18 protein-coding genes and 1 pseudogene are annotated in these 12,146 nt (G+C 44.3%); 16 read left to right on the plus strand and 3 right to left on the minus strand.

The window, feature by feature from the left end:
• Positions 1-75 precede the first annotated feature (75 nt).
• The 4 genes from QUB56_RS15090 to QUB56_RS15105 all read left to right on the plus strand — a co-directional run bounded on the left by QUB56_RS15090 (position 76) and on the right by QUB56_RS15105 (position 3,426).
• Positions 76-438 carry a cupin domain-containing protein gene (locus tag QUB56_RS15090; RefSeq protein ID WP_332956128.1) on the plus strand — a complete coding sequence of 121 codons (363 nt, stop codon included), beginning with the start codon at positions 76-78 and terminating at the stop codon, positions 436-438.
• The gene (locus tag QUB56_RS15095) at positions 429-1,106 is read left to right on the plus strand and encodes a cysteine hydrolase (protein ID WP_332956129.1); all 678 of its coding nucleotides are present in this window, start codon (positions 429-431) and stop codon (positions 1,104-1,106) included. The genes QUB56_RS15090 and QUB56_RS15095 overlap by 10 nt, the downstream gene beginning before the upstream one ends.
• A 148-nt stretch (positions 1,107-1,254) precedes the next feature.
• Complete coding sequence (locus QUB56_RS15100) at positions 1,255-1,401, plus strand: hypothetical protein (protein ID WP_332956130.1); 147 nt, start codon at positions 1,255-1,257, stop codon at positions 1,399-1,401.
• 684 nt (positions 1,402-2,085) lie between these two features.
• Positions 2,086-3,426, plus strand: a complete 1,341-nt coding sequence (locus QUB56_RS15105; protein ID WP_332956131.1) for a hypothetical protein — start codon at positions 2,086-2,088, stop codon at positions 3,424-3,426.
• A gap of 314 nt (positions 3,427-3,740) precedes the next feature.
• On the opposite strand, the gene QUB56_RS15110 is transcribed toward QUB56_RS15105, so the two are convergent.
• The gene (locus tag QUB56_RS15110) at positions 3,741-4,364 is read right to left on the minus strand and encodes a PEP-CTERM sorting domain-containing protein (protein WP_332956132.1); all 624 of its coding nucleotides are present in this window, start codon (positions 4,362-4,364) and stop codon (positions 3,741-3,743) included.
• Between the two features lie 143 nt (positions 4,365-4,507).
• On the opposite strand from QUB56_RS15110, the pseudogene QUB56_RS37240 reads away from it, so the two are divergent.
• Positions 4,508-4,735, plus strand: a pseudogene (locus QUB56_RS37240) (nuclease A inhibitor family protein); the annotation flags it as partial.
• Positions 4,725-4,949: a nuclease A inhibitor family protein gene (locus QUB56_RS37245; RefSeq protein WP_445243352.1), complete on the plus strand. Its 225-nt coding sequence runs from the start codon at positions 4,725-4,727 to the stop codon at positions 4,947-4,949. The pseudogene QUB56_RS37240 and the gene QUB56_RS37245, both read left to right, overlap by 11 nt.
• Positions 4,950-5,028: 79 nt before the next feature.
• Here the strand turns inward: QUB56_RS37245 and QUB56_RS15120 are convergent, their stop codons facing one another.
• On the minus strand, positions 5,029-5,280 hold the full coding sequence (locus tag QUB56_RS15120) for a hypothetical protein (RefSeq protein ID WP_332956133.1): 252 nt from the start codon (positions 5,278-5,280) through the stop codon (positions 5,029-5,031).
• 59 nt (positions 5,281-5,339) lie between these two features.
• On the opposite strand from QUB56_RS15120, the gene QUB56_RS15125 reads away from it, so the two are divergent.
• From QUB56_RS15125 to QUB56_RS15170, 10 genes are all read left to right on the plus strand, one after another.
• Positions 5,340-5,465 carry a hypothetical protein gene (locus QUB56_RS15125; RefSeq protein ID WP_332956134.1) on the plus strand — a complete coding sequence of 42 codons (126 nt, stop codon included), beginning with the start codon at positions 5,340-5,342 and terminating at the stop codon, positions 5,463-5,465.
• Between the two features lie 166 nt (positions 5,466-5,631).
• A complete protein-coding gene (locus tag QUB56_RS15130; RefSeq protein ID WP_332956136.1) occupies positions 5,632-5,757 on the plus strand; it encodes a hypothetical protein in 126 nt (41 codons plus the stop codon).
• Positions 5,758-5,902: 145 nt separating this feature from the next.
• Complete coding sequence (locus QUB56_RS15135; RefSeq protein WP_332956137.1) at positions 5,903-6,034, plus strand: hypothetical protein; 132 nt, start codon at positions 5,903-5,905, stop codon at positions 6,032-6,034.
• Between the two features lie 206 nt (positions 6,035-6,240).
• Complete coding sequence (locus tag QUB56_RS15140) at positions 6,241-6,369, plus strand: hypothetical protein (protein ID WP_332956138.1); 129 nt, start codon at positions 6,241-6,243, stop codon at positions 6,367-6,369.
• Between the two features lie 133 nt (positions 6,370-6,502).
• The gene (locus QUB56_RS15145; protein ID WP_332956140.1) at positions 6,503-6,634 is read left to right on the plus strand and encodes a hypothetical protein; all 132 of its coding nucleotides are present in this window, start codon (positions 6,503-6,505) and stop codon (positions 6,632-6,634) included.
• Between the two features lie 206 nt (positions 6,635-6,840).
• Positions 6,841-6,969, plus strand: a complete 129-nt coding sequence (locus tag QUB56_RS15150; protein WP_332956142.1) for a hypothetical protein — start codon at positions 6,841-6,843, stop codon at positions 6,967-6,969.
• 133 nt (positions 6,970-7,102) lie between these two features.
• On the plus strand, positions 7,103-7,231 hold the full coding sequence (locus QUB56_RS15155; RefSeq protein WP_332956143.1) for a hypothetical protein: 129 nt from the start codon (positions 7,103-7,105) through the stop codon (positions 7,229-7,231).
• 134 nt (positions 7,232-7,365) lie between these two features.
• Positions 7,366-7,494, plus strand: a complete 129-nt coding sequence (locus tag QUB56_RS15160) for a hypothetical protein (RefSeq protein WP_332956146.1) — start codon at positions 7,366-7,368, stop codon at positions 7,492-7,494.
• Between the two features lie 166 nt (positions 7,495-7,660).
• Positions 7,661-9,205 (plus strand): HlyD family efflux transporter periplasmic adaptor subunit, encoded by a 1,545-nt coding sequence (locus QUB56_RS15165; RefSeq protein WP_332956148.1) that lies wholly within the window; start codon positions 7,661-7,663, stop codon positions 9,203-9,205.
• A 244-nt stretch (positions 9,206-9,449) separates the two neighbouring features.
• Positions 9,450-11,609 carry a peptidase domain-containing ABC transporter gene (locus QUB56_RS15170; protein WP_332956150.1) on the plus strand — a complete coding sequence of 720 codons (2,160 nt, stop codon included), beginning with the start codon at positions 9,450-9,452 and terminating at the stop codon, positions 11,607-11,609.
• A 202-nt stretch (positions 11,610-11,811) separates the two neighbouring features.
• On the opposite strand, the gene QUB56_RS15175 is transcribed toward QUB56_RS15170, so the two are convergent.
• On the minus strand, positions 11,812-12,033 hold the full coding sequence (locus QUB56_RS15175) for a hypothetical protein (protein WP_332956152.1): 222 nt from the start codon (positions 12,031-12,033) through the stop codon (positions 11,812-11,814).
• Positions 12,034-12,146 lie beyond the last annotated feature (113 nt).

Below are 12,146 nucleotides of genomic sequence, written 5' to 3' on the forward strand. Positions count from 1 at the left end.
GCGGCGATGCTCCATAGTTTCTTGCAATTCTCCGCGTCCTTCTGTCTCCGCGTATCTTTCATTCGAGCCATACCTATGACTGAACTACTGAAGCAAGTTTTGCTCCTTAAGGATCTACCTAATATCGCGACGTGGCAGAATAAGTTGCCTTGGCAACCATTTCGTGATGGGGTTGAAATCTACCGACTTTATGGTGACAACCAAAGTGGACCGGCTGCTGCTCTATTGCGGTATGAGCCGGGAGCAAGTGTCCCAAGGCACACGCATACTGGTTTTGAACATATTTATGTACTAACTGGCTCGCAAACTGACCAGAATGGCGAACACCAAGCCGGAACCTTTGTCATTAACCCCCCTCACAGTAACCACAGTGTTGTCAGCCAAGCTGGCTGCATAGTCCTAGTAATTTGGGAAAAACCTCTATCGCTATGGTCTTAATATCTGCCCAACCTTATGATTATGAACTGCCCGTCTCTGGCTGTGTGGCTTTAGTTATCATCGATATGCAGCGAGATTTTTTGGAGCGTGGGGGATTTGGTGAAGCTTTAGGCAATGATGTCAGCCAACTACAGGCGATCGTGCCAACGGTAAAGCAGTTGTTAGAGGCATTTCGCGATCGCCATCTCCCTATTTTTCACACTATTGAAGGTCATCAACCTGACCTTTCTGATTGTCCTCTATCTAAGCAAAAGCGGGGTCAAAGTAAACTAAAAATTGGCGATCGAGGCCCAATGGGACGAATTTTAATTTTGGGTGAACCTGGCAATTCAATTATCTCCGAATTGACACCTATGCCAGATGAAACAGTAATTAAAAAACCCGGCAAGGGCGCTTTTTATCACACTAATCTGGAATTAATACTTCGTGAAAAAGCGATTACTCACCTAATTTTTACTGGAGTCACGACTGAGGTTTGCGTTCAAACAACTATACGTGAGGCTAACGATCGGGGGTTTGAATGTTTACTCGTTGAGGATGCTACAGCCAGCTACTTCCCACAGTTTAAACAGAGCGCGATCGATATGATTCGCGCCCAAGGCGGTATTATTGGTTGGACTGCGAGGGCTGAAGTAGTAATACAAGCTTTGGAAAAATCGCAGCCTTAAATTAAAAAACTGTCGGCTATCCCGGATGTTGGGGGTAAAAAGCAGTTGCTGATACATTTTTTCGGGACACTGAAGGCTGAAAAGCTTCAAACAGGACTATATCGGTCATGGTGACTTAGCAGCTATCGCAGCACTCTCAAGGAACTCAATGGGTAATATTCCAAAGATACGCTATGCAGCTCAAAATGCTCTATCGAGTTTAGCTAAAAAAGGAGATTTACTAGGGATTGAACCACTAGACAATTCTCTACCCTATTGGAAACAACAAAAACGTGAGAATAATATTGACCCATAATCCCCATGGCTCAAACCCAAGTTTGACCAAAACAAACCAGGATTTAGTACAACTAATATTAAGCTTCATCTTTGAGTTCCTGCACCATTGCATACTAAGAAGTAGACGCATCTCCACCCACCAATGAAAAAGTACCTCAACCTCTTCACGGCTCTCATCGCGTCACTCAAGCCCCAATCTGAGCTACCCATAATCGATAGCTACGGTCAATCCCCCCTTACCCAAGAGCAGCAGGAAGCTCTTATGAAATAGTTGTTTGCCAGTTTAATGGGTGCTGGCTACTTTGGCAAAGCTCACCTCATCTGGGACGATGATCGGGACAGGGAATGAGAGATGTTTACTGCTTTGCCACGCACATAGCAGATTTGACGCTCTGTTTGCCTTGAAATTTGTTCAAATCCCGTTAAACCACAGCCTAATAAACTATTACTTCTGATTCAAGACTCTTGTTTCTAGTTGAATGTGTCATTTATATTTCCTTGCTAAAAATATTCCTTCTCATCATAGTTATCCATTATTAAATTTATTAGTAACTAAAACCACGATGAGCTAGCTTTCTCCTCAAAGTAGCTTTGGCTGCGTTAAGAAATAATACACTGCCGAATAGAATATTTGAGCTTGGGTTATAACTATAAAGTATAAGATTTAACATTCTTCCATTTTTTTTTATTCGGAGGTTTCCCTATGGCGATCGAACTTTCAAATGAAACGTTTACCAATCGGGCTGATGTTGTTCCCTCGTCTGGCGTGGAAGAAATATCCAATACTGGCATCGCGAATACTCTTGCTGGCAACGATATAGTCATTGGCACTAAGGAGATAACCACCGACACTCCACCTCAGAACAGATTTGGCGGCATTTTCAACTCCGGCACGCTCAATACTGCTAATGGTAACGACATAATAACAGGTACCATCAACCGAAGAGAAATTCCTTTCGATCCAGATTATTCTTATTATAATGCTTATTATTCTGGCATTTACAACATAGGCAGTATTTATACGGGTGAGGGTAACGACAGAATTACTGGAATTAACGAGGCAGTTGTTGGTTTTGGTAAGGATTATGGTATTTACACCGAAGGAAGCACCATTGATACGGGTGATGGTAACGACATAATCACTGGCATTACCCAGAAAGGCGAGGGAATTCAAAGCTTGAATAGCACTATAAATACTGGTGACGGTAACGACACCATCACGGCTACTACCCTCGAGTTTTACGGCCTAGCTCTCAGAGGCGCTGGCGGCATCGATACTGGAAAGGGGAACGACATAATCACTGGTAATGCCTCTCTTTACGGCATCTTCAACTATTTGGACACCTTCTTGAATACCGGTGATGGTAACGACACAATCACTGGCAATGGCAGCAAGTATGGCTTTGCCCTCGCCAACTTCGGATTTATGGATACTGGTGATGGCAATGACATAATCACTGGTAGTAACATCGATGAGGCGGACGGCATCCTTGATACCGTGGGTACCGGTCTTTTGAACGGAGGAGAATTTGACGGATTTATGTATACTGGCGATGGTAACGACACCATCACTGGCATTTCCACCGCAGAAGATGGTATCGGTCTCTACAACCTCAGGACTTATACCATTGATACTGGCAATGGTAACGATACAATCACTGGCACTGGTAACCGATATGGCATCATCAACGACGGTATCATTAATACTGGTAATGGTAACGATATAATCATTGCCAATGGAGGCTTTAATGTAGGCAATGATCGCAGTGGCAGTGTGTTTTTAGGAAATGGTCAAGACTATCTCAAGGGTTTTGGTAATGGTAGCTTTAATGGCGGAAACGGTCAAGACACACTGGAATTAACGCCAGGGAGTTATACCATTGATATATCGGAAACAGCAGTGAGTTTCACCCAGCCTAGCAGCGACCCCTACGGTAATGGATGGGCTATTATGATAACTTCTGAATTTGAAACACTCATAGCTGGTAGCACAACCTATAACTTCAGTAGTTTAACCAACGGTCAGACAATTTTTGTTGCCTAGCAGTGTATTTGGAAGTAGGGGACAGCGAGTAATGAGAAAAGTTTTGCTGTCCTGAAAAAATCTTGATTCTTTACTGATAACGCTTTTATCAAATCTCCTGAAAGAATTAGAGCTTTGCCTTTGGTGATGGGGTTGTGCTTGTTTGTTTATACTTTGGGCTCAAGATACCTCCCTTCCGGCTTACTACAATCGGATTTACACAAAGTTAGCACTATCGCCCATTTTAAGAGTTAAAGGATGGAGAGAGCGATCGTCCGCAATTCAGAGAGCGAGTATAGTTCTGGAAATCTCCCCGACTGAGAGCGTCCTCATCGCTACCGTCCGCGCGAACGCAGCCCTTTTAATTGCTTATTCTTTCTTTGGAAAGCTGCTAAACCTCCTAAAGCCATAAAGCTACCAAAAACAGTAGCAGGCTCAGGTACGGCTTCTGCATATATGAAACCTCCTGCCCCGCCATATTCAGTCCACATTAATATGTAGCTAAATTTGCCGTCACTGTCATCAATAAGCTGTAGGGGGACAAGAAGTGAGAAGACATTTCCTGACAAGGTGTAGGGAACAGAGCCGCGAATAGACCCCCAACCTCCTGAGGACAAATCTGGGTCAGGTGGAGAAATATTACGGATGCGAACGTCCCCTCCTACATGAATCTCATCCCCCCGGATGAGATATTCTAAATTACTGTAGGAAATGCCTGTATTCCTCAATCCATCTGCATCAATGAAGTATTGAAAAGAGTCAGCTGGTCTGTCATATTCATCAGTTGTAAAGAAGTCGGGGACTCGATTAAATTCTATTTGGAATAGCACCGAGCTACTATCTAAATTAACTTCGGCTGATTGTGAAAGCACCATGAGTGCTGCTTCTGCTGGAAGTCCAGATGTTAGGCCAAAAAGTAAACTACCTATTACTGTCGTTTTGAGAGTTGATATATTCATTTTGATTCTCAACATAAAAAATATAACGTTAATTATAACCTTATCCCATTACTAGATTAGCTGATATTTTATTAACTTTTGTGCAAAGACATTGCCTGGGTTGGCTGATGGCGGGTAAGCTCGAGTAAAATCAATTACCGTGACTGACTCGATCGCCGCCCAACTCAAACAAGCATCAAACGCCTTGTTCTTTCGATCGCGAAACCGACGCTCCCTTTGAGGTCATTAACTGGCAGAAACAGGAACAACTCACCCAGGCGTTGCTGCTGCAACTCACGGAACATCCACCCGATCCTGCCGTGCAAGTAGTTACAGTCGATGAGTTCTTTGATGCAGCCACCCAAGAGGAAGCTTGGCACGATGAAGAAGAACGAGAAACGGCCAAGCGCTTTCAGAACTTGGTTAACTTCCTCAAGCAAAACAAGAAGGCAGTTGCAGGTTTACCGACTGGGCAGTATCGACATGGATGCGTACATTGTCGGGGTGACGGACGGTGGCGGATTGGCGGGGCTGTCTACGAAACTGGTGGAGACAAGATTGCAACAGGCTTTCGCGAGCTATGAATGTTCGTTCAGTCGCGGGTGAGCTTTGCCGCGCGAGCCATGATTAATAACGGCTTGAGTGATGGTGTCAAGCGTGATGTTCTGCACGGGCAAACTCCTTTTTAGCTGTTATTACTGGTATGAACCGCTGCGGTGTCAACCACCCATTCCAACGATCGCGGCTGAAAATTCAGTTCGCGTTTTGCTTTGGCATTCGATACACCTCGCATCTGAGTACCGTAGTAAACAGCATCCGCACCACCTTCCATTTGCAGAGCATCCTCAACCGATACCTGTGGCGGTGGTGGAGCATTCAGCCATTGAGCAAACCCTCTCTCGCCATTCGCGCACCGAATGAGGTCGATCGTCAGCAATCAGATAAATACCAGGATTGCCCTGCTGCTGCAACGGTAGCGATCGTCGCGTCCTCAATGTGCAACCACGACCATACGCCATCACCGTTTCCTACGATCGGGAACTGTTGCTGCCGCACCTGTTGGGCAACATCACCATCGGGATTGAACCAAGTGCCGGGTCCGTAGAAGAAGCCATAGCGTAAGGCAATTCCTTCGAGCCTGGATATTGGCTAAGTTAAGTGGAGAATTATCGATCGGGTTCTCTGAGAAAAATATTTAGCAAACTATCTGGCGAATCATCCGGACAAACAAAATGATGAATGAATCTCTTGATTCAGGTACATATTTCTCAACTCAGGAGAACTAACAATGAAAACCAAGAAGCAATCCCAGAAACAAGTCACAACCCAGCTACAGGTACATTTACCTATTGTCGTCCTGACCGAAAAAGATATGTCTTCCGTCAATGGTGGTGGACAAATTAATGCAATTTAGAGGTTGAGAAATCTCTAAGGTTGCTGGTTGGTAGGAGAGGCTAAGGTAACGAGGACGTTAATCCAAGTTCTAAAAATAAGGAGAAACCAACGAATTCTTTACCCTCCAATTTGTTACAATTCATTTAAACGTGGAGGATTCTACAATGGACAATCAAAAGCAATCTCAGAAACAACCTAAAACACTACCTTTGACACAATTGCCAATTGTAACCTTGACGGAAAAAGATATGTCTTCCGTCAACGGCGGGCGGGTCGGCAGGCCCGGTGGCGAATAGAGTGATTTTGTGACGGAAAAAGATATGTTTCCTGTCAGTGGCAGTGGACAAATCAAGGCGATTTAGAGGTAAGGAACCTCTAAGCTTGTTAGTCTGAGGGGTAAGGTAACGAAGAATTTAATCCGAGTTCGGAAAACAATTCATTTCTTGATACTTATCTTTACCTCCAATTTGTTACAATTCACTCAAAAGCCGAGGATGCTACAATGGACACGAAAAAGCAATCTCAGAAACCAGCTAAAACATTACCTTTGACACAACTGCCAATTGTCACCTTGACCGAAAAAGATATGTCTTCCGTCAACGGTGGCGGCGGCTACACATGGGTTGGTTAATCAACTTCTAAGGTGGCTGTAGGAGGGGCTAACGTAAGGAGGACTTAAATCCTAGTTAGGAAAAAAAGTAGTAAAAAACGACTTCTTTTCCCCTCACTTTGTTAATTTTTTCTAAAATGCGGAGGATTTTATAATGGACACGAAAAAGCAAGACCAGAAACCAGCTAAAACCTTACCTTTGACACAACTGCCAATCGTCACTCTGACCGAAAAAGATATGTCTTCCGTCAACGGCGGGCGAATCGGTCTGCCGGGTGGCGAATAGAGCGATTTTGTGACCGAAAAAGATATGTCTCCTGTCATTGGCAGTGGACAAATCAAGGCGATTTAGAGGTAAGGAACCTCTAAGCTTGTTAGTCTGAGGGGTAAGGTAACGAAGAATTTAATCCGAGTTCGGAAAACAATTCATTTCTTGATACTTATCTTTACCTCCAATTTGTTACAATTCACTCAAAAGCCGAGGATGCTACAATGGACACGAAAAAGCAATCTCAGAAACCAGCTAAAACATTACCTTTGACACAACTGCCAATTGTCACCTTGACCGAAAAAGATATGTCTTCCGTCAAGGGCAGTTTCGCATGGAATGGTGGTTATTAATCAACCTCTAAGGCAACTTTAGGAGGGGCTAAGGTAACGAGGACTTAAATCCTAGTTAGGAAAAAAAGTAGTAAAAAACGGCTTCTTTTCCCCTCACTTTGTTAATTTTTTCTAAAATGCGGAGGATTTTATAATGGACACGAAAAAGCAAGACAAGAAACCAGCTAAAACCTTACCTTTGGTAAAACTGCCTATTGTAGCCCTCACAGAAAAAGATATGTCTTCAGTCAACGGCGGAACTCAAAGGGTATGGGGCGGTTAATCAACCTCTAAGGTTGCTGCAGGAGGGACGAAGCGAACGAGGAATTCAACCCAAGTTCTGAAAAGAAGGAGTAAAAAACTACTTCTTTTACCCTCCAATTTGTTAAAGTTAACTAAAAGATGGAGGATTCTAGAATGGACAATAAAAAGCCATCCCAGAAACAAGGCAAAACTTTACCTTTGACACAACTGCCTATTGTCACCCTGACCGAAAAAGATATGTCTTCAGTCAACGGCGGAACTCAAAGAATATGGAGCGGTTGAGGGATAGCAACTGACCAAGTAAAGATTGGTGCTACCTAGTAGTTGTTCAAACGTTTAAAAAGTTAACCCGGAGAGGATTGCCCTGTTGACAAAAGAGCAATATTTCTATTTCCTCTCTGGGTTATTTGTTTATTAACCAGAATCCTGGTGCTCTACCCTTGTAAGTATGTTTAGTGACCCCAACCCAGACCTGGTCCGCCCAGCTAAAAGTGATGAATTTCTGCCTCCAATCAGTCTTTGGACAACCCTAGGCGGTATATTGCTGATGGGAAGCGTTGGTGCAGCGATCGTCCTCACTGCTATCACGAAATACAATATTACCGTCAAGGCTGCCGCCACCGTCCGACCTGTTGGAGAAGTTCAGATAGTACAAGCAGCGACAGAAGGCAGGGTAGAAAGTATTCCGGTGAAAGAGAACATGGCGGTAAAACAGGGAGATGCGATCGCAATTATCGACTCCTCGCAATCTTTGACTAAAAAAAGTCAATTACAAGGAAGTATCGAGCAAAATCAACTGCAACTGCGGCAAATTACAGCTCAAGTTACCGCTACAGAGGAGCGAATCGCAGCAGAAAATTGGGGGATGGCACGCGCAATTGCTTCCGCCGAAGCCGATTTAAGCCGCAATCAACAGGAATATCGAGAACGAAAACTGACTACAGTTGCCGAAGTTGAAGCAGCCGCAGCTAATTTTCAATTAGCTCAACTCGAAAGGCAAAAAGCCCAAGAAGAATTGCAAAAAGAACAGGCTTATTTACTGAAAATAGCGGCGAATTTAAAAGCAGCAGAGGCGAGTTTAAAAGCGGCAATTTCTAAGCAAAATCGCTATCAACCGCTCCGACAATCGGGGGCTATTTCCCTCGACTTACTAGAAGAAACCCAACGAGCCGTTGAGCAGCAAGAACAAGCGGTAGCCGGAGAAAAAGCAGCGGTGGCAACGCAACGACAAGCCATTGAAAGCCAAAGAAAAACCGTTGAGAAACAACAGCAAGCCGTTGAAGTAGCTGCCGCTAAATTAAAAGTCGTTGAAGCTGCCCTTAATCCTAGTGCCGCACCTGTAGCAATCGCTTCTGAACGAATTGCCCAAGAAAAATCTAAGGGCGAAGCAGGTTTGGCGATGTTAAGAAAAGAACGAGAAGCGCTAATTCAAAGTCGCCATGAAATCCAAAATCAAATCAACCGCGATCGGCAAGAACTCCAACAAATTGGTATCGAACTCAAAAAAACGGTAATTACCGCCTCCGCCGACGGTACTATCCTCAAACTGGAATTGCGAAATTCGGGTCAGGTGGTACGTCCTGGAGAATCCATTGCCCGCATTGCTCCAAGTAATCCCTCCCTTGTGATTAAAGCTCGTGTGGCAGTTCGAGATATTGGCCACGTTCGAGTCTGCAAAGAAGAAAAAGTCTCAGACTGTACGCAGGGCAAAGCTCAAATGCAAGTTTCTGCCTATCCTTATCCCGATTATGGCACACTCAAAGGCGCGGTAAGGGCGATCGCTCCCGATGCGATTACACTTGAGAGCCAGGATACGGGTGCAGCTACTCCCTACTACGAAGTGACCCTTCAACCTGAAAAACTTTATCTAGAGAAGAGCGGTCATCACTATCCCATCCAATCGGGAATGGAAGTTACATCAGATATTATCTCCACAGAAGAGACCGTACTTACATTTATTCTTACAAAAGCAAGACTGCTGACAAATTTATGATTGAAGAGTCTAACTAATTCTCAAATTGATAGAGTTTGGTTGCTTGTCCTCAAAGAGGATTAGCATACAAAACTTCCCAATTTTATCTAAATCGCTGAAATTCTCTCATTCCCTATTTTAGCATTTGATTGAATCCGATGCTTGTGACAAGAAACTAAGTGTCACTAACGTCATCCAAAAGCTATAAAGACATGATGAAAATAATGAATCTACGCTGGCATATTCTGTTGGGTCTGAAATAAGAATGCTTAGATTGGTTAAATATCCTTGTGTTTTACAGCTTGCTGAATCTGACTGTGGGGCAGCTTGCTTCGCTACCGTTGCTAAACATTACGGGCGTACCTTAGCAATCAGCCATATTCGGGAACTGGTAGGCACAGGGCAGCAGGGAACCACTCTGCTAGGTCTGAAGCGGGGGGCGGAGGAGCTAGGTTTCAATGCTCAAGGAGTCAAAGCCTCACCAGAGATTATTGACCAAATCGACGCCCTCCCCCTGCCTGCAATTATTCACTGGCTGGGATACCACTGGGTAGTTTTGTACGGGCGGCAGGGCAAGAAATATGTCATCGCTGACCCGGCTGTCGGTATCCGTTATTTATCTCGCCATCAGCTAACCGAAGGCTGGCAAAATTACATCATGCTCTTGCTGGAAGCAGACCCAATTCGCTTTGCGGAGCAACCAAACGATCGAATTAACATTCTGGCACACTTTTGGCAGCGCATCTGGCCTTATCGAGCCATTTTATCGGAAGCGTTGCTCCTCAATCTTTTCTTGGGTTTGATTACTCTGGCTTTCCCGTTCCTGATCCAAATTCTCACTGATGATGTGCTGGTGCGGGGAGATACCAAGCTGCTCAACGGTGTCATTATTGCCACTCTAGTCATGAGTGTAATCGGTAGCGGACTGAGATTGGTGCAATCAAATTTGATCGCGCATTTTGCTCAACGGCTGGAGTTGGGACTGATTCTCGAATTTATTCGATCAATCCTGCGCTTGCCGCTCACTTATTATGAAACTCATCGCAGCGGTGAAATCATTAGCAGACTGCGAGATATTCAGCGCATTAGGAGTATAATTTCTCAGCTTTTAGTTACTTTACCCAGCGAGTTTTTTATTGCTGCGGCATCTTTGGGTTTCTTAATGTTTTATAGCTGGAAACTGATGCTGCTTGCCAGCTCAATTGCAGCGGTGATGACGCTATCGACGCTGGTGTTGCTGCCAACTATCCGGCAAAAAACCCGAGCTGTATTAGCCGAAGACGGTGAAAACCAAGCAATTCTGGTAGAAACCTTTAAAGGAGGACTCACGCTCAAAACAACCTCTGCCGCACCTCAACTGTGGGAACAACTTCAGAGCCGCTCTGGCAAGGTAGCTAATCTGACATTTCGCACTATCCAGATTATGGTTGTTAACCGCACCTTTTCTGATGTAGTCTCTAATCTCGGTAGTGTGGGTATGCTTTGGTTCGGCAGCCAACTGGTGATTGCTAAGGAAATCAGCATCGGTCAACTGGTCGCTTCCTATACCCTGGCGCAAAATGTAATTCGCTTAATGGCTGATTTGATTATCATCATCAATGAATTTATCTGGATTAGAACCGCTGTGGAACGCCTCACAGAGGTCACTGATGCCAAACCAGAAAGGCAACCAGGTGATATCAAAAAGCCTGTTGTTAAAATTTCTGAAAACGCTGATATTGTTTGCACTAACATTAACTTTAACTATCCCGGTCAAATTGATTTAGTAGAAGATTTTTCTCTGACGATTCCCGGAGGTAAAGTCGTTGCTTTAATTGGAGAATCGGGTTGCGGTAAAAGTACCTTAGTCAAACTCATTGCAGGGTTATATCCCTTGCAATCGGGCAATATTCGCCTGGGAATTTATAACAGTCAAGACCTGGCTCTTGATTGTTTGCGCCAACAGATTATTCTAATTCCTCAAGAACCTCACTTTTGGAGTCGATCGATTCTCGCCAACTTTCGTTTGGGTTCCCCTCACGCTACTTTTGAGGAAATCGTTACCGCCTGTCAGCTAGCTAAGATTGATGAATTTATCAGCAAACTACCTGATAAATATCAAACTGTTTTAGGCGAGTTTGGCGCAAATATTTCTGGAGGACAACGACAGCGGCTCGCCATAGCCAGAGCAATTGTCACCAATCCACCAATCCTGATTTTAGATGAATCAACAGCTAACCTTGACCCAGTGAGTGAAGCCCAAGTCCTAGATGGACTCTTGTCTCACCGCCAAGGTAAAACTACGATTTTGATTAGTCACCGCCCTAGAGTCATCATGCGAGCTGATTGGATTGTGTTACTGGAGCAGGGTCAAGTGAAACGGCAAGGTACTCTTGATGAATTGCAAAAGCAGGCTGGCAACCATTTAGACTTTTTAAGTCCTTGAAAACTATGGAGTGGAACACTAATTAGGGTTTGCTGAATAAGTGTTAAAAGGTAACGGGCTTGGGGGATTCGATAGCGCGGGCAACAGAAGTATGCAGGATAAATAGGTAAAAAAGGTAAACGAAGATTTGGTCTGAACTGGGGTTTCCTTCACTCTGCGTTCTAAGTTGTTCTGCATTTAAATTGCATATTTCGATCCCATATCAAAACTCGTCAAATCCTCTCCCCTTCTCCCCCTCTAATACCATAAACAATCTAGGTGCATAACAGCTTATCACACCACTCGCGTGTACCTCATTTCCCTCACTGCCACAGACAGCGGATAATGCTTCGGCTGCTGCGCCTGGATTTATTCGGATGTTAGTGCAGCCGGCACTTCCTCCCAATCCTCCCAACATCCACCAAACACTTTTTTTGTGCCACATCCTGAACTACCCGCAGTAAGAATTTTGCTAGCTTATTCTAAGGATCGCGAATTAAATAACTTACAATTTTAATTATTATTGTGGGATGGGCGTCCCGCCCGTCCTTTTTGGAC

It is taken from the genome of Microcoleus sp. AR_TQ3_B6 (genome assembly GCF_036702785.1).
In the GTDB taxonomy this organism is placed as follows: domain Bacteria; phylum Cyanobacteriota; class Cyanobacteriia; order Cyanobacteriales; family Microcoleaceae; genus Microcoleus.